This is a genomic window from Mesorhizobium sp. M0968 (genome assembly GCF_040319065.1).
Lineage (GTDB): Bacteria > Pseudomonadota > Alphaproteobacteria > Rhizobiales > Rhizobiaceae > Mesorhizobium.
This window is the reverse complement of the sequence record NZ_JAMYNL010000008.1, coordinates 259,848-275,008: the sequence shown is the minus strand read 5'-3', so window position 1 is coordinate 275,008 and position 15,161 is coordinate 259,848. Positions and strand designations below refer to the sequence as shown.

Here is a 15,161-nt window from a genome sequence, read left to right as displayed (position 1 = left end):
GCAAAAGACCGTGGCACAGCGATCGGGAAGTGCTGATCTCCCACTTCACGGCGGGCGCGTACCGAAATGGCTCGGCGACCGCATGACGCGGCTTGGCGCGGTCATGTGCGAGGCGATCATCCACCATTACGGCCGCGATGAATTGCTGCGCCGGCTGGCGCATCCGTTCTGGTTCCAGTCTTTTGGCGCCGTGATGGGGATGGACTGGCATTCCTCCGGCATCACCACCAGCGTCGTCGGAGCGTTGAAGCGCGGTCTGTCGCCGCTTTCCGGCGAACTCGGCATCCACGTTTGCGGCGGCCGCGGCGCGCATTCGCGCAAGACCCCGCACGAGCTTGCCCTGATCGGCGAGCGTGTCGGCCTCGACGGGCAAGGCCTCGCGACTGCCAGCCGGCTTGTCGCCAAGGTGGACAGCGCCGCGGTCCAGGACGGTTTCGATCTCTATCTGCACGGCTTCATCGTCACCGATGACGGCAACTGGGTGGTGGTGCAGCAAGGCATGAACGGCGACAGCAAGGTGGCGCGCCGCTATCACTGGCTGTCCGAGGGCCTGAAGAGCTTTGTCGACCAACCGCATGCTGCCATCGAGGGCGCCAATCAGGGCGAGATCGTCAACCTGACCGACCGCCGCGCCGAAGCGTCGCGCCAGGGACAACTGGACCTTCTGCACGGCCTTGGACCGGATCGCATCGTGAGGGAGCTTGCCGCTTTGGAGCGGGGTTCGGCGCCAGCGCCGGAGCCGGCACAAAAGCTGCTGCCGCATCTGGTGATGCCGGCGCACCACGATGTACACGAAAGCGATGTCGTCATGCGCCGCCTGCACGGCAACATCGCCGCGGCGGCCGAGCGCGGCCCGACAGATTTCGCCGGGCTTCTCCTGGTGCCCAATGTCGGCGCGCGCACAGTGCGGGCGCTGGCGCTGGTCGCCGAAGTGGTGCATGGCGCGCCGTGCCGATTTTCCGATCCCGGCCGCTTCTCGCTGGCGCATGGCGGCAAGGACAGGCACCCGTTTCCGGTGCCGCTGAAGGTCTATGACGAGACGATCGGCGTGCTGAAGTCGGCTGTCCAGAAGGCCAGGCTCGGCCGTGATGAAGAGATCGGCGCGTTGCGGCGGCTGGACGACCAGTCGAGGCAGGTCGAGCGCTATGTCACCGGCCCAAGCCTGAAGGAAATCGTCGCCGGGGAGTTCGAGCAATCGCATCTGCTCGGCGGCCGCAGCGTCTTCGGTTGGGAGGTCGTACCCGAAACGGCCGCAGTCAAATCAACGAAGTGATCGGCTCGGATCAAGCCTCCAAGTCGATCAGGGCGACGCCGAGTTCGGGACGGTGCCTGCGGCGCAGATGGCCAGGCGTCTCCACCAATGTGACCTCGAGCGTCGGCCGCACGATGCCGTCCAGCAGATGACCGCCCCTCGTGGTGCCGTCACTCAATCCAAGGACTGCGTGGACGTGCAAGCTGGGCCTGCCGTCGTCGCCGATGGCAACATCGCCGATCGCGCTCAGCACTTCACACTGTTCCCGGACGGGGATTTTCCGGTAGGTCCTTTCTCCAGGGTCGAACCAGCCGACGGTTGCACTTTCGAAAGCGCCGAGCGCGGTCAGCGACGCGCCGCCGACGCCACGGTCGACCGCAAATGACGTCAGCTGCGCAAACGCCTCTTCGCCGGGATCAAGCACAACGACGAACGTTCTCTGTCCGGCGCTTTCGGCAACAAGCTGTGATTTCATGATTTCGCTCCAGCGTCAGGAATTCAAATCCACCACACCAGCAATGCCAGCAAGACGAGACCCACTAGGCCGGCGATGAAAATGATCCGGCGCGCCCGCGTCCGCAGGATGATCTCGCCCTGCCGCGCCTGCTCCGCCGAAAAGACAGGACCATTCTTGTCCCGGTCGCTGCTCATCCATCGTCTCCTTCCGGGGCATTATTCGGCATTGAATGGATCTGGCGCCCGATAGAACACAATCTCGTTTGGCGGATGAGGTTCCACGGCGGGGCGCCGTTGCAGCTATTCCTTTGGCGCGGTGGCGGGCGCGGTATAGCGGCGGCGCACTGCGTCCAGGATGTGGTTGCGGCTCTCCTGCGCCGAAAGTGTGCCGTCTTTCTCCGCTTCGGCGGTTTCGCGCGCCAGTTCCTTGTCCCTGATCTGGTGGCGAAACCATTCGGAATAGTCGCCGGCGCGCAGATGATGTTCCCAGGTCCTGTCGTCGATGCCCTCGGCGATCTGGGCGAAAATCATCAGATTATGGGCGCGGAGGTTCATCGCATTGTCGGGGCCGCGGAAATAGAAGCTGCCCTTCTCGTCCAGCTGGCCCTCGGCATATTTGCGGCTGTGGCGCTTGAGCGACTGCCGCGGTTCGATCGGCTCGACCATGGCAGGTTTCTTGCGCGCCTGCGGCCGCCAGAACAGCACGCGCTCGTCTTTTGGAGAGTTCAGGTCCTTGTCCTTTGGCGGTTCGGTGCCGGTCTCGCGACAGAACGTCTTGATGACCTTTTTCGCCTTGGGGCCGAGTGCGATGACGGCGGTGACCAGCCGCAATGCCTCGGTTGAGATCGCGTCCGGATGAACCGTGATCAGGATCGTGCCCGGCAATTCCATGGCCAGCACCATTGGCGTGTCGTCGCGCCGCTTCGGCAAGAGGTGATGCGCCTCGTCGATGATCAGCCAGTGTGGTCGTGCCGTGCGGAAGCGAACACCGCCAAGGCCCGGCAGCAGGTCGGCAAAGAAGTCCGGCCGCTCGTTGACGCGCAGCGCCAGGCCATTGACGACCAGATTGTTGTCCGGCTTCCCCAGGAGATCGAGCAGTTGAGTCTTCGTCGGCGTGTTCGAGCCGTCGCCCAGCCGGACGGCGCCTTCGAGGCCATCGTAGTCGCCTTCCGGATCGAAGATGCAGAACTGGAACTTTCTCTCGACGAAGCGCTCCGTCAGTGCGGTCGCCAGGGTCGATTTGCCGATGCCGGAGCTGCCGGCGATCAGCACCGTATCGGTTGGCGACAGATACACCTCCTTGCCATTCTCCGAGCCAAGCACAATGCCGTCGCGGCTCGGCACAAGCTCGCGATCGCGCTCGACCACCTTGGCGATCAGTTCCTCGACGCCTTTTCCGCGCGCGCCGCGTGTCACGAGATCCGCCATATCCTTGACTGCCGGCAGTGCGTTGTCGACGGCCACGCTGAAGCCGCAGGCGCGCAGGAAGGCGTGGTCGTTTTCGGCGTCGCCGACACCGACGACGTTGTGCGGCGACAGTCTGAGGTCCTGAAGCGCAGCTGTCAGCCCGGTCGCCTTGTTGATGCCGCTGGGCAGGATCATCACCGCGCCCTTGTTGAAGATGATTTCCAGCTCCAGCCCCAATTTCTTGATGACCTCGAGCGCGGTAGCCTGATGCGGTTCCCAGGTTGCGACGATCGAGCGTCCGACCGAAAGCGGTTTGACACCGCGTTTCCTGAGTTTGGCGATGAACTCGGGGGCGGGCGGCGGAGATATCGTCCGCTCCTCCTCGCTGGCCGGCGTGTAGATCAGCGCGCCGTTTTCGGCGACCACCTTGTCGAAAATCGCGACTTCGGGAAAGACGCGCTTGAGGTCGGGCAGCTCGCGCCCGGTGACGAGAATGAGTTTGCGGCCGCTCTTCTTGAACCGTTCAAGCGCCGCAAGCGTCTTCTCGGCAACGACCCCTTCATGCGCCAGCGTGCCGTCATAATCAGTGGCCAGGGCAATGAAATACATGCCGTCAATAGCCGCCCACGATCGGCAATATTTCGCCGGTGATGTAGCTCGAGCAGTGCGGCGAAGCGAGGAACACGTAGGCCGGCGCGATCTCCTCCGGCTGGGCCGGCCGTTTCATCGGCGTGTCAGCGCCAAATTTCGAAACATCGCCGGCTTCCTTGTCCGAGGGGTTGAGCGGCGTCCAAACCGGGCCTGGCGCCACGGCGTTGACCCTTATGCCCTTCTCGACAAGGTTGCCTGAGAGCGCGCGGGTGAAGGCATGAATGCCGCCCTTGGTCATGGAGTAATCGACCAGTTGCTTCGAGCCCTCGATGCCGGTCACTGAACCGGTATTGATGATCGCCGAACCGGGTTTCATGTGCGGCACGGCCTCCTGCGCCATGTGGAAATAGCCGTAGAGGTTGGTCTTCAGCGTCGTGTCGAAATGCTCCTCGGTCAGCTCGCTGAAATCGCTGGAGTGGATCTGGAAAGCGGCGTTGTTGACCAGCACGTCGATCCGCCCAAACTCCTGCACGATCTCAGCCACCGCGTTGTGGCAGTGGTTGCGTTCGCTGACGTCCGCCTTGATCAGGATGCAGCGCCGGCCTTCCGCTTCGACGGCCCTTTTGGTATCTCTGGCGTCCCTATCCTCCGAGAGATAGACGATCGCCACATCGGCGCCTTCACGCGCATAGAGCACGGCCACCGCACGGCCGATGCCTGAATCGCCGCCGGTAATGACGGCCACTTTGCCATCGAGCTTTTTCGATCCGATATAGTACGGCGCATCGTAAAGCGGCGCCGGCTCGATCGCCCATTCATGCCCCGGCTTCGGCTGGTGCTGCTCGGGGAAGGGCGGCTCGGGATATTTGCGGGCACCGGCCTGCATGGCGCCTTTTTGCCTGCCATTGGATTTGGACTTGTCCTTCTCGTCGATCCGGCGCTGGATGTGCCGTTGCTTGGCGGCCTCGCCGGCGACTTCCGATTTCATCTGCATGGTCATCTCCCTGGCTTGAAACCCAACAACGCATGTCCGGCGAAAAGGTTTATGCGACCACGTCATTCCTTGAGCCCGGCGACACGCTCCAGCAGCGGCCGTTGCAGCAGCGGCAGATGGCCGACGACGCTGAAGGCCGCGTTTCTGACGCCTTGCATGATGCCGTTGTCCGATTGGGCCACCGAGAGGATGCGCTCGCTGAGCGTGATCCACCGTTGCCCCACCGGGTGGCGTTCGCTTGTGTAGCCGGCAAGCGTGCCGTCGACGAAACGCCTGGCGAATGACGCGGCGTCCTCGATGCCGAGATTCATGCCGCGCGCCCCCAACGGCGAATGCACATGCGCGGCATCGCCTCCCAGGAAGACGCATGCGGTTTGATAGCGCGGCGCCTGTCGTACCGGAATATGGAAGCGGTCGGCCCGCAACAACCGCGTGATCCGGTAATTGCCGGGGATGCGCGCCAACGCATCCTCGCTGTTTGAAACCGCGCGATAGCGCTTCTCGCCGATCGGGATGATAAAACCGACGTCGCCGTTCCTGTGAAGAAATGCGTGGGCGGCCATCGGCTCATAAGGCCAATCGTCGATGTCGGCGTCGGCAATGCTCCATTGCCGCCGATGCGTGTAGCCATCGAAGCCGATGCCGATGGCATCACGCACCGTGCTTTGCGCACCGTCGGCTCCGAAGACAAGGTCGAAACTTGCCTCGTCACGGCCGTCTGGCGCCTCGATCCGCACCTCGGCCCGGCCTTTGTGCTCGGCCATCCTGACAAATGTGCTTCGCCATTCGACGTCGACGCCGAATCCCTTGAGCGTGTCGGTCATCAGCGATTCGGTGTCGCGCTGCGGCAATGACAGCAGAAAATTATGGCGGTGCGGCAGGATCGAGAAATCGATCTCGCCGAGTGCTCGTCCTTCGAAGTAGAAACGGGCTCGACGAATTTTCAATCCCTCGGCGAGCAACCGGGCAGCGACTTTGGACGGTTCAAGGACGTCCAGGCTATGCGAACTGATGCCGACCGCCTTGGCGAGCGGCGTAGGGCCTTCCTTGCGGTCGATGACGCGAGGTGCAATGCCGCGCCTTGCCAGTTCGACTGCCGCCGTCAGCCCGGTCGGGCCGGCACCGACGATCAGGATGGAAGCGTCCCGCGAAGCCGTCATCGTCGGGCGTCAGCTTTTTGGCAGTGCGTAGGCAATGATGGCGTCGCCGATCCTGGTCTCTCCATGAAATGGTGGCTGCCGGGTGCAAGGGTCGCCAGCCAGGTCAGGACGTAAAGCCATACACCGGCGGCATTGCCGGCAAGCAGCAGGCTGCCGGCGGCCAGCAGGGCGATCCCGGCGGGCAGATAGTACCAGGATCCGCCCAGCGCGATCAGCCAGGCACCACCCCCTCCGATCAGCAGGCCGAGGATCGTCAGCAGCGCGCCGACGAACATCGTCCACCAGAAGGCAACGCCGGACCGGCGGCGAATGGGATGGGGGTGGGGGATGGTCATGATGCTTATCCGGGTGAAACAGAACGTGACCTCATCCGAACGTATGGAGGGTTCGATGGTTTCCGGTCAGCCCGACCTGATGGGCCAGGGCGGGGTAACCATTCTGTGATCTCCGCTGCTCCAGCCGGAACTTACCCACGCAGCCGCAGTTAGGGGTTTTGGGGGGTGAATACGATTTGCTGGATGCGAAATCGGCGAGGGAATGCCGCAGGTCTTTTCGAGGAGCGCCAACGGCATTTCACGCTTCGCTCTGTGGGGCGCGTGTTTCATGGCGATCTTTGCGGCTCTCGGTGGCACCGCCATCCTGCGTTCGGACTTCGTCACCGGCGTTGGCCGGCCGTTGGCGCAACCAGTGCCGTTCAGCCACAGGCACCATGTCGGCGAGCTTGGCGTCGATTGCCGTTATTGCCATAGCGGCGCCGAGACTTCGTCATCGGCGGGTCTGCCGGCGAGCGAGGTGTGCATGACCTGGCATTCGCAGCTTTTCACCAACGCGAACATGCTGGCTCCGGTACGGGCAAGCCTTGCCTCCGGGCAGCCATTGCAGTGGCAGCGGGTGAACAGTGTCCCTGACTTCGTCTATTTCAATCATTCGATCCATATCGCTAAAGGCGTCGCCTGCGAGACGTGCCATGGCGAGGTCGACGACATGATCGGACAATAGGCCGAAGCGGCGCACCTCGTGATGCCTTGCCTGCGCTCGGACCGGCCTCATACGGCCCGCTTTTGCCCGGCCGCCAGCGTAGAAATCTTTTGGCCGTGGCCGTTGAGTTGCCGGGCCTCGTCCTCGGCTGCGTCTTCAAGCTTGGCGACGAGCAGGTCCTTGAGGTCGCCGACCTCTTCCTCGATGTCTTCGATGGGTACGCCGGCATCGGCAGCCTCTTCCTTGCATTCCCTGGCGAGGATTTCCGCCTCCCTTTCAAGCTTGATCGGAGGCGGCGGCACATGAACGTTTTCGTGGATCCAGTCCTGCAAGAATTCTATCGCACTATCACTCATGGCGCTCACCTATAGCGGCAACCTGTAGTGCACATTAACGTACGTGCTGCAAAATGGATGCTTGGCAACGCCGGATTTCGAATAGCGATACTTGACGATAGCGTGATCGCCCTAAGGGCTCGAGCTTCTGCAGCCAAATGGGATTATCGGCGTCGCGGAAATGCGGCTAGCCAGACAGTTGGAGCGGGATCATTCTGCCCTTAGGACGTGTTGCGCCGCCGCGCCGGTGCTGCTCGATTAGGATCGCCTGACGGCCGAACATCGTCATCCGCAGCAGCCGGTCGTGCCGGCCACTCGGCGGCGCGGTCGGCGCGCATTTTGCGTTTATGCGCCATCCAGAACGGCAAGAGCTCAGCAAGAAAACTGTATATCGTGGTCTTCATCGGCATGCTCCGGACACGGGTTACAACTCGTGATCCCCGAGTTCCGTTCCGACAAAGAGTTGCGTTCCGACAAATCCGTCGCTTCTACAACTGCGATTCGATCGGCAGGCACCCAACCAGCGCTGCAACGATGCGCCGATAGAGACTGGCCTCCGGTTCACGCGAATATTGCCGCATCTCGCCATCCGCCATGCCGAGCCACCGCAAGGCGCCTTTGTCCAGGACCAGCTGATAGCTCGTCTGCGGTGACTTTTCGTGCTCGAACAGCCGGCGCAACTCCATCACCAGATTGGTATCATGGAAAAGCACGCCCATTTCCGCATTCAACGACACCGAACGCGGATCGAAATTGAAGGAGCCGACAAACCCGAGCGTATCGTCGACCGTGAAGGCCTTGGTGTGGAGGCTGGCTCCCTTTGAACCGAAAACGGAGATGTTGGCCTGGCGGTCGAAGGGCTGCAATTCGAAAAGCTGGATACCTTTTTTAAGCAGCTTGCGGCGGTATTTGGCATAGGCGCCGTGCACGGCGGCGACGTCCGTCGCGGCGAGCGAGTTGGTCAGGATTGCAACCTCGGCGCCACGATCCACCAGCTTCGACAGGATGGCCAACCCGGTGCGGCTGGGGATGAAATAGGGCGAGACAATTTCGAGGCGCTGCCTGGTCGCCGCGATAGCGGGAAGCAGCTCTTTCGTCAGCCAGTTCCTGCGCCGCTTGCCGCGCACCTTTTCCGGCGGATCGGAAATGACGCGAACGCCTTTCGTCCAGCAGACGTCGCTGTGCGCTGCAATGAACTCCGTGATCGTGCGCCAGGCACTGAGGCTGTTCAAAAGCTGGCCGTCTGCGGTCGCATCGAGATTGTCGAGGAAATCGGCGCGCGAGCCCACCGCAGCCGGGTTGAGCAGCTGGATCGGCTTTGCCGCCTCGCAATTCCAGAACGCCTCGAATATCTGCATCGTCTGCCCTACGGCAGGACCGAGAAGCAACAGGTCGAGATCGCGAAAATTCGTCTCCGCAGCGTCGAAATAGGCATCGCCGATATTTCTTCCGCCGACGATGGCCAAGCCCTCATCGGCGATCCAGGCCTTGTTGTGCATGCGGCGGGTCATCGCAAACAGCCGGGCGACCATCTCCAGCGAGCGAAAGATGCTGCCGTTCCTCATGCCGCTGGGGTTGAACAGCCTCAGCTCGATGTTCTTGTAGCTGTTGAGCGCCAGGTAAGCAGCGTCGCTGTTGCGCGGATTGATATCGTCCAGCAGCATGCGGACGCGGACACCGCGCTCCGCCGCCTTGACGACCTCCTGCATCAGCAGCCGGCCGCTATGGTCGTCGTGCCAGAGATAGTACATCAGGTCGAGGCTGATTGTGGCACTGCGCGCAGCAAGGATTCGCGCGGCAAACGCGTCATAATTGTCGGCGATCAGCAGCAGCCCGCTATTGCCGGCAGCGATCTTGTCCCGGGCAAACCGCGAGATGGCTGTATCCATGAAGTGCACCGATAAACATCAGCGAAGCAAACCGTCTGAAATCTGACTAACAACCCTTCAGGTTCATTCTGGTTGCAGCCGCGGCTGCCGTATCGCGTCCAGGTTCAGCCGGGCCTTGATCGGCAGATGATCGGAAGCCCGCTGCGCCAGCGGCGTCTTGTGCACCTCGATGCTGGAAATCAGGTGCGGCGGCCTGGCCAGGATGCGGTCGAGCGCAAACAGCGGAAAGCGCGACGGAAAGCTCGGCAGAACCGCATCGATCGGACCGAAATGCGGCAGCAGGGCCAGCAGCGAAGACCTGTTGCGGACGCGCCATTCGTTGAGGTCGCCGAGCAGGATTGTTGGCCGCAGAACCGGGTGCGTGGCTTCGACCAGCGCGTTGGCCTGCTGCGAGCGCGACCGCCGCAGCAAGCCGAAATGTGCGGCTATGATCCTGAGGGAGACGCCCTTCAGTTCCAGGTCCGCGATAACCGCACCGCGCGGCTCGAGGCCGGGCAGCCGGATCTGGTTCACGCTTTCGACCACGCCGCGGCGTGCCAGGATCAGATTTCCGTGCCAGCCATGGCTGCGGCGGTTTTCCGGGACATGGGTGGGGACGAGGTCGCTGTCCCGCTCGAGCGCTGCGAGATCCAGCAAACCTTGCCTGCTTCCGGTTCTTTCGTCGGCCTCCTGCAAAGCAATGATGTCGGCGTCGAGTTCCTTAACCACGGCCGCGACCCGCTCCGGATCGAACCTGCCGTCGGTGCCGACGCATTTATGCACATTGTAGGATGCGACCGTGGTGCACGAAATTTCATTGCCGGGTGCCGTAAACCGCGGCACTTCCCTTCGCAGCGCAGCGCCAAGCGACCTTGGAAGGGTAGGCGATCGATCCAGCATGTTATCCATTTGCTGTTGAGTCGGTGAGTGGCGGCCATTGCGATTATGACGCGTGCGGAGGTCTGAAACAACGACGACCTTGCAGAACCGTTCCACCACCCGGGCTCGGCGCGCCGGCGGTCTGGAACCCTGACGGGCAACAACACGTTTCGGGAAGGCAGCGCAGTCAACGGAGAAGTCGAATGCAGTCCTTAGCCGCAGATTCCGCCCCCCGCCCAGGCCCGCTCAGGATTGTCCCGTTCGATGGCACCGTGACCGTCCGGTTCTCCGACGCCATTATTGCGTCGAGCGAGCGGGCAAAGGTGCTCTATGAAGACGGCCATGATCCTGTTTTCTACATACCCTTCGAGGACATCTATTTCGACCTCTTGGAGAAGACGAACACGACGAGCCACGGCCCGCTGAAGGGCACGGCAAGCTATTGGCGTGTTCATGCGGTCGGTTCGTCGGCAGAAGACTTCATGTGGGCCTACGAGACGCCCGACACCCCGGCATTGGCGATCGCCCGCCACGGTGCGTTCGATCCCGGCAGGGCGCGGATCGACGCCGATCCCGCGGAAGACAAGCGACACACGCCGCACGTCACCGAGTAGACCCACATCGGCGACAGCCGCCAGCGGTCCGTCAGCTCGCGAACTCCTCTCTGAGGATGCGCAAGCCGTCTTCGTATTTCGCCGTCGAGGCCCCGATCTGCCTTGCCTGCCATAGATTGTCGGCAAGATCGGCGCGCTTGACAGGCAACGCCAGCGGGTTGGCCGCAGCCCTGCGAACGAACGCGGCATCGTCCTCGTTCGGCAGCCGCGTCATGGCGTCGACGGCAGACACGATGGACGGCCCGAACCCGGCCGCCTCAAGCCGGTCGCGGTTCCAGCCGTCGCCTTTTTCGATGACGTCGTGAAGATAGGCGATAGCTTTCTGGTCGAGCGTTTCGACGGCATCGACGAGCCGGCGGCAATGTTCGATATATGGCCGCCCTGTCTTGTCCGTCTGCCCGGCATGAGCCTGTTCGGCGATTTTCGCTGCGCGATAAAGCACGCTCATTGGGTCGACCCCGTAACGAACAGAGCATGTCCTGGCGCACCAACGCGCCATCGTCGGTGCGAGTTCCTACGCGCCGCGGGACCCTGCTGCCTCACTTGCGAGCGGCGGGCGCGACGCGTCAGGACACGCGTTCAAAACTGTCGAGGCTGGTTCCAAAGGCGCGCCAGGCGGGCAGTTTCCTGGCTCGGGCCGGGGCACCTTCCTTTTCCGCCGACAAAGCGGCATCCGCAACGGTGTGCCACAGCATCTCCAGCTTCCCATCCCTGAGAATGCCGGTATAGCTCACCGCTGCGGCTCCGACCCGCCCTTCGGCCGCGCAAGTGAAGCCGATGACATCTCCATGGCAGGCTCCCAACAGCGGCAACGTCATGCCGAAAAAGGCGCTGTCCTCCAGCGCCGTCCTGAAGGTTCCGTTGATCCGTCCGCCCTCTTCGCTGGTCAGTTCGACCACCGACCCGTACTGGTTTTGCCAGATGCCCAGCCAACTCATCGCTGCTCCTCCTGATTGCCTCCATGGGGATTGCGTTGCGACACGGCCGCCAAGCCGCGGCCGGTGTAGCGGCCTTCAATCAGCCGCGATGCCAGCCATCGACATCTGAACGAAGCGCAGCGGCGCTTCCAGCGTCCAGGTGATGCCGTGCCTGGCGAATTCCAGGCGGCCGGTGCCGCTGAGCGCCTGCGGCGTGACGCGTTTGAGCACAACCGTTCCGAAACCGCGTCGCGTGTTTTCATCCACCAATGGTCCGTCCAGTTCCCGCCAGACAAAGCGGAAGCCGTCGCTGCCATCGGCGGCTGGGGTCACGGTCCATTCGACCTCGACCCGTCCGTCATGGTGCGACAGCGCTCCGTGCTTTACCGAATTGGTGGCCAGCTCGTGAAAGGCAATGCCGAGATATTGCACCGCGTTCGGCTGCAGCATGATCGTCGGCCCGCTCATCGACAGACGGGCCTGTGTCGCGAAGGCCTTGGTCTGTGCATGGATCAATTCGCCGATGGTCGCGCCACGCCATTCCGCATCGACCAGGAGGTCGTGCGATTCCGAAAGGGCCATGATGCGTTCCCGGACCCGTGAAAGGAAGGCCTCTGGCGTACCCGCCAGCTTGCTGGTCTCGCGGATCATCGAGACGATCACCGAATACTGGTTTTTAACGCGATGGTTGACTTCGCGCATGAGTGTGCGGATGCGCCGTTCGCTTTCCTTGTGGGGGCTGATGTCGCGCGCGATCTTGGAGGCGCCGATGATACGCCCGATGCCGTCGCGTATCGGCGAGATGGTGAGCGAAACCGGAACCAGGGTGCCGTCCTTGCGCTGCCGGATAGTCTCGTATGAAGGAATCCGTTCGCCGGCGCGAATGCGGCTGATGATCATGGCTTCCTCATCCAGGTGGTCGGGCGGGATGAGGATCGTCACCGGGCGCCCGATCGCCTCGGCGGGCGTATAGCCGAACAGGCGTTGTGCCGCGTCGTTCCAGCTGGTGATAATGCCGTTCAGGTCTTTGGACACGATGGCGTCCATCGAGGATTCGACGATGGCGGCGAGCCTTATGCCGGCGTCGTCGGCCAGCGTCTGCATGCGCAGGTCGAGCAGGGTGTTGATGGCACCGACAACCTCGCCGGCTTCATTGCGAAGCAGGACCGGATGCGCACTGAACGGGATGAGTTGGCCGTCCGGCCGCTCGGCGATCGCCCGGCCCCCACGAACGTCCCGCTCTTCGAGCAAGGCAACGGCCATTGGACACTCGTCATGCATCATCGGTCGCCCGTCGAGGTGGCGAAGCTTCCATGACCCGCACCAGCGATCCTGGCCGATAACCGGACGATATCCCCACAGATCGGCAGCGGCTTCGTTGAAGAAGGTGATGTAGCCTTGTTTGTCGGTAGTGTAGACGGCCACAGGCAACGCCTGCATCAGATCGGCGGAGGAAACTTGCGGGATCCCGCCAGTCCTTAGTTCAACGACGTCCACCAGTCCCCCGCTCCGCTTGGCTTGCCGACGGATTGCTACGTCATCTAAATGCGCGCGAGCGTTTTCGGTTCCGTTCGATCCGCTTTCGGACATTCAGGCTGATTTGCGTTTCGGGGCCGTTCTCGGCTTTTTGCTGGGAGCCTTGCCGCCTTCCTGCGCCAGGCTTTTGCGCAGAACATCGGCGAGATTGATGACGTTCGTCTTGGGCTCAGGTGCCGGCTTGGGCGGTTTCTTGCCCTTGCGCTTGGCGTCGATCATTGCAACCAGCGCCTGTTCATAAGTGTCGTCGAACTTCGACGGGTCGAATTTGGCCGGCTTCTTGTCGATCAGCAATTGCGCGATTTCCAGCATCTCGGGATCGACCTTGCGAGCCTTCAGCCCTTCGAACACCGCGTCCGCCGCGACCACTTCATTGTGGTTGCGTAATTCCGTCATTACCATGCCCTTGCCCAGCGGCTGGATCAGCACCTCTCGGCCTCGCTGGTAGAGCACGACGCAGGAGCGGGCTGCTACCTTTTTCCTGGCCATGGCGTCCCGGATCACCGCGAAAGCCTCCGTGGAGGGCGCGTCGGCCGGAACGAGATAGTAGGGTTTTTCGAGGTAGCGTGCGTCGATTTCGGCGGCAGGCACGAACTCGCCGATTTCGAGCGTATGCTGCGATACCATCTTCAGTTTCTTGATTTCGTCCGGCTCTATATGGATGAACTCACCCTTTTCGACCTCATAGCCTTTTACCTGCTCCGCCGCCTCGACCGTGTCGCCGGTCTCCTCGTCTAGATAGGCGCTCTTGACCGGGAGACCGTCCTTGCGGTTCAGGATCCTGAAATGCACTTTCTCGGCCTCGCTGACGGCGCCAATGATCTTGACGCCACAGGAAACCGATCCGACTTTCATAAAGCCCTTCCAGGCAGCTCGCGGCGTCGCCATGTCGATCACTCATTTGTCGAACGGACGGAACGGCTGCGAGCCGAAATCGTTCCGCCATGGCAGGCTGTTCCATATGCCGGCCCGGACGTTCGTTTCAGTTTCGTCAGGGGAATAGCGGGATGGCCCAACGCAGCGCAGGATTGCTCATCTTTCGCCGAAGGGAAGGACATCTCCAGGTCTTGCTGGTGCATCCGGGCGGACCATTCTGGGCGAAGAAGGACGACGGCGCATGGTCGATCCCGAAGGGCTTGGTCGACGAGAACGAGGACGACCTGGCGGCAGCAAAACGCGAGGCCGAAGAGGAGCTAGGCGTCGCCATCGATGGCGTTTTCGAACACCTTGGCAGCTACAGGCAACCGGGCGGCAAGCTCGTCATCGCATGGTGCGTCGAGGCGGATTTCGACAGCGACGCCATCAACAGCAACACCTTCGTCATGGAATGGCCGCCAAGGTCCGGCTCGATGAAGGAATTTGCCGAAGTCGACAGAGCGGGCTGGTTCTCCCTGCCTGAAGCCAACCTCAAGATCCTGAAAGGCCAGCGCGCCATGCTGGCGGAGTTTGCCGGTCGGCATGGCGACGGATGAATTTGTTTCAGCCCAGTTCTTAAGGGCAGTGCTCGGGCTTGCTCCCGCTCTGCTTTAAGCGCGTTGCGGCCGCAGCGTGCGCAACGTGATCGAATAGCGGTGCTCGGCAACCGGCGGAATGCTGTGCTCCCATTCGTTGCGCGCAGCACCCGTCATCAGATAGGCCGATCTTGGATCGACGGTGACCGTCTTGCGGTCCCATCGCGTGCCGTTTTTCCGGCGCAGGCGGAAGCTGCAGGCGGCCAGCAGCGAAACGCCGGCGACCGCCTCGAAATGAGGCTTGTCGCGGTGCCAGCCGATACCGGCGCCCGGCCGGTACTCGTTGATCAGCACCTGCACGAAGGTTTCGGCGGGCAAGCGGGCAAAGGCTGCAACCTTTTCCCTGAGCGGCAGCAGAAAGCCGGGTATCGGCGGTGCCTCGACGACTTCGCCCCGGTCGTAATCATAACGCTGCCCAAAACCGACCACCCGCCGGTTTGCCAGATGGCCATAGAAGTCGAAGGGCTGAAAAGGCAGGGTTGCGAGCTGGCTCGCCAACGCTGCCTCCTCGTCCGGCGTGATCAGTTCGGGCTGGTAGCGGAATCCTTCCGGCAGGTCGTCGGCGGCGGCAAAGAGATCGCCCTGGCGGGCTGCAGCCGATGTCTTGAGCGGTGGCATCAACCGTATTTGGTGAAGCCGGCCCGTAGCGGCAAGGCTACTTCG

General features: G+C 62.4%; 18 protein-coding genes. 4 read left to right on the top strand and 14 right to left on the bottom strand.

The genetic code is table 11. The features are described 5' to 3' along the window. Positions 1–10: 10 nt before the first annotated feature. The gene (locus tag NKH67_RS17490) at positions 11–1,273 is read left to right on the top strand and encodes a DUF763 domain-containing protein (protein WP_352473078.1); all 1,263 of its coding nucleotides are present in this window, start codon (positions 11–13) and stop codon (positions 1,271–1,273) included. Between the two features lie 10 nt (positions 1,274–1,283). Here the strand turns inward: NKH67_RS17490 and NKH67_RS17485 are convergent, their stop codons facing one another. The 6 genes from NKH67_RS17485 to NKH67_RS17460 all read right to left on the bottom strand — a co-directional run bounded on the left by NKH67_RS17485 (position 1,284) and on the right by NKH67_RS17460 (position 6,195). Beyond that, complete coding sequence (locus NKH67_RS17485; protein ID WP_023677099.1) at positions 1,284–1,727, bottom strand: PPC domain-containing DNA-binding protein; 444 nt, start codon at positions 1,725–1,727, stop codon at positions 1,284–1,286. A 23-nt stretch (positions 1,728–1,750) separates the two neighbouring features. Further along, a complete protein-coding gene (locus NKH67_RS17480) occupies positions 1,751–1,903 on the bottom strand; it encodes a peptide ABC transporter permease (RefSeq protein WP_352473077.1) in 153 nt (50 codons plus the stop codon). 105 nt (positions 1,904–2,008) lie between these two features. Continuing rightward, positions 2,009–3,724 carry an HAD family hydrolase gene (locus NKH67_RS17475; protein WP_352473075.1) on the bottom strand — a complete coding sequence of 572 codons (1,716 nt, stop codon included), beginning with the start codon at positions 3,722–3,724 and terminating at the stop codon, positions 2,009–2,011. A 4-nt stretch (positions 3,725–3,728) separates the two neighbouring features. Next, the gene (locus NKH67_RS17470; protein ID WP_352473074.1) at positions 3,729–4,700 is read right to left on the bottom strand and encodes an SDR family oxidoreductase; all 972 of its coding nucleotides are present in this window, start codon (positions 4,698–4,700) and stop codon (positions 3,729–3,731) included. A gap of 62 nt (positions 4,701–4,762) precedes the next feature. Continuing rightward, positions 4,763–5,860, bottom strand: a complete 1,098-nt coding sequence (locus tag NKH67_RS17465; protein WP_352473073.1) for an FAD-dependent oxidoreductase — start codon at positions 5,858–5,860, stop codon at positions 4,763–4,765. Beyond that, complete coding sequence (locus NKH67_RS17460) at positions 5,857–6,195, bottom strand: hypothetical protein (RefSeq protein WP_352473071.1); 339 nt, start codon at positions 6,193–6,195, stop codon at positions 5,857–5,859. Before NKH67_RS17460 ends, NKH67_RS17465 begins: the two co-directional genes overlap by 4 nt. A 202-nt stretch (positions 6,196–6,397) precedes the next feature. On the opposite strand from NKH67_RS17460, the gene NKH67_RS17455 reads away from it, so the two are divergent. Next, a complete protein-coding gene (locus tag NKH67_RS17455) occupies positions 6,398–6,859 on the top strand; it encodes a cytochrome c3 family protein (protein WP_352473070.1) in 462 nt (153 codons plus the stop codon). 47 nt (positions 6,860–6,906) lie between these two features. On the opposite strand, the gene NKH67_RS17450 is transcribed toward NKH67_RS17455, so the two are convergent. The 3 genes from NKH67_RS17450 to NKH67_RS17440 form a co-directional block, all read right to left on the bottom strand. Continuing rightward, positions 6,907–7,194 (bottom strand): hypothetical protein, encoded by a 288-nt coding sequence (locus tag NKH67_RS17450; protein ID WP_352449563.1) that lies wholly within the window; start codon positions 7,192–7,194, stop codon positions 6,907–6,909. 467 nt (positions 7,195–7,661) lie between these two features. Continuing rightward, complete coding sequence (locus NKH67_RS17445; RefSeq protein WP_352473067.1) at positions 7,662–9,062, bottom strand: phospholipase D family protein; 1,401 nt, start codon at positions 9,060–9,062, stop codon at positions 7,662–7,664. Between the two features lie 63 nt (positions 9,063–9,125). Beyond that, a complete protein-coding gene (locus tag NKH67_RS17440) occupies positions 9,126–9,941 on the bottom strand; it encodes an endonuclease/exonuclease/phosphatase family protein (protein ID WP_302893445.1) in 816 nt (271 codons plus the stop codon). A gap of 182 nt (positions 9,942–10,123) precedes the next feature. On the opposite strand from NKH67_RS17440, the gene NKH67_RS17435 reads away from it, so the two are divergent. Further along, a complete protein-coding gene (locus tag NKH67_RS17435) occupies positions 10,124–10,534 on the top strand; it encodes a DUF427 domain-containing protein (RefSeq protein WP_352473066.1) in 411 nt (136 codons plus the stop codon). 31 nt (positions 10,535–10,565) lie between these two features. Here NKH67_RS17435 and NKH67_RS17430 read toward each other — a convergent pair whose 3' ends face one another. The 4 genes from NKH67_RS17430 to ku form a co-directional block, all read right to left on the bottom strand. Further along, positions 10,566–10,982: an HD domain-containing protein gene (locus tag NKH67_RS17430; RefSeq protein ID WP_352473064.1), complete on the bottom strand. Its 417-nt coding sequence runs from the start codon at positions 10,980–10,982 to the stop codon at positions 10,566–10,568. A gap of 118 nt (positions 10,983–11,100) precedes the next feature. After that, positions 11,101–11,472 carry an avidin/streptavidin family protein gene (locus tag NKH67_RS17425; protein ID WP_352473062.1) on the bottom strand — a complete coding sequence of 124 codons (372 nt, stop codon included), beginning with the start codon at positions 11,470–11,472 and terminating at the stop codon, positions 11,101–11,103. Between the two features lie 75 nt (positions 11,473–11,547). After that, on the bottom strand, positions 11,548–12,891 hold the full coding sequence (locus tag NKH67_RS17420; RefSeq protein ID WP_352501165.1) for a PAS domain-containing HWE histidine kinase family protein: 1,344 nt from the start codon (positions 12,889–12,891) through the stop codon (positions 11,548–11,550). Positions 12,892–13,041: 150 nt separating this feature from the next. Beyond that, positions 13,042–13,875 (bottom strand): non-homologous end joining protein Ku, encoded by an 834-nt coding sequence (gene ku / locus NKH67_RS17415; RefSeq protein WP_352473059.1) that lies wholly within the window; start codon positions 13,873–13,875, stop codon positions 13,042–13,044. Between the two features lie 119 nt (positions 13,876–13,994). On the opposite strand from ku, the gene NKH67_RS17410 reads away from it, so the two are divergent. Beyond that, positions 13,995–14,459, top strand: coding sequence for an NUDIX hydrolase (locus NKH67_RS17410; RefSeq protein ID WP_352501155.1), 465 nt, complete (start codon positions 13,995–13,997; stop codon positions 14,457–14,459). 54 nt (positions 14,460–14,513) lie between these two features. Here NKH67_RS17410 and NKH67_RS17405 read toward each other — a convergent pair whose 3' ends face one another. Next, complete coding sequence (locus NKH67_RS17405) at positions 14,514–15,116, bottom strand: alpha-ketoglutarate-dependent dioxygenase AlkB (RefSeq protein WP_352473056.1); 603 nt, start codon at positions 15,114–15,116, stop codon at positions 14,514–14,516. Positions 15,117–15,161: the final 45 nt, after the last annotated feature.

What these genes read in the sequence shown, in the direction of transcription:
- NKH67_RS17405 (WP_352473056.1), bottom strand. Translation starts at nt 15,116, where the DNA reads ATGCCACCGCTCAAGACATCGGCTGCAGCCCGCCAGGGCGATCTCTTT.
- NKH67_RS17420 (WP_352501165.1), bottom strand. Translation starts at nt 12,891, where the DNA reads ATGCAGGCGTTGCCTGTGGCCGTCTACACTACCGACAAACAAGGCTAC.
- NKH67_RS17485 (WP_023677099.1), bottom strand. Translation starts at nt 1,727, where the DNA reads ATGAAATCACAGCTTGTTGCCGAAAGCGCCGGACAGAGAACGTTCGTC.
- NKH67_RS17430 (WP_352473064.1), bottom strand. Translation starts at nt 10,982, where the DNA reads ATGAGCGTGCTTTATCGCGCAGCGAAAATCGCCGAACAGGCTCATGCC.
- NKH67_RS17435 (WP_352473066.1), top strand. Translation starts at nt 10,124, where the DNA reads ATGCAGTCCTTAGCCGCAGATTCCGCCCCCCGCCCAGGCCCGCTCAGG.
- NKH67_RS17410 (WP_352501155.1), top strand. Translation starts at nt 13,995, where the DNA reads ATGGCCCAACGCAGCGCAGGATTGCTCATCTTTCGCCGAAGGGAAGGA.
- NKH67_RS17480 (WP_352473077.1), bottom strand. Translation starts at nt 1,903, where the DNA reads ATGAGCAGCGACCGGGACAAGAATGGTCCTGTCTTTTCGGCGGAGCAG.
- NKH67_RS17470 (WP_352473074.1), bottom strand. Translation starts at nt 4,700, where the DNA reads ATGCAGATGAAATCGGAAGTCGCCGGCGAGGCCGCCAAGCAACGGCAC.
- NKH67_RS17475 (WP_352473075.1), bottom strand. Translation starts at nt 3,724, where the DNA reads ATGTATTTCATTGCCCTGGCCACTGATTATGACGGCACGCTGGCGCAT.
- NKH67_RS17465 (WP_352473073.1), bottom strand. Translation starts at nt 5,860, where the DNA reads ATGACGGCTTCGCGGGACGCTTCCATCCTGATCGTCGGTGCCGGCCCG.
- NKH67_RS17450 (WP_352449563.1), bottom strand. Translation starts at nt 7,194, where the DNA reads ATGAGTGATAGTGCGATAGAATTCTTGCAGGACTGGATCCACGAAAAC.
- NKH67_RS17455 (WP_352473070.1), top strand. Translation starts at nt 6,398, where the DNA reads ATGCCGCAGGTCTTTTCGAGGAGCGCCAACGGCATTTCACGCTTCGCT.
- NKH67_RS17440 (WP_302893445.1), bottom strand. Translation starts at nt 9,941, where the DNA reads ATGCTGGATCGATCGCCTACCCTTCCAAGGTCGCTTGGCGCTGCGCTG.
- NKH67_RS17425 (WP_352473062.1), bottom strand. Translation starts at nt 11,472, where the DNA reads ATGAGTTGGCTGGGCATCTGGCAAAACCAGTACGGGTCGGTGGTCGAA.
- ku (WP_352473059.1), bottom strand. Translation starts at nt 13,875, where the DNA reads ATGGCGACGCCGCGAGCTGCCTGGAAGGGCTTTATGAAAGTCGGATCG.
- NKH67_RS17460 (WP_352473071.1), bottom strand. Translation starts at nt 6,195, where the DNA reads ATGACCATCCCCCACCCCCATCCCATTCGCCGCCGGTCCGGCGTTGCC.
- NKH67_RS17445 (WP_352473067.1), bottom strand. Translation starts at nt 9,062, where the DNA reads ATGGATACAGCCATCTCGCGGTTTGCCCGGGACAAGATCGCTGCCGGC.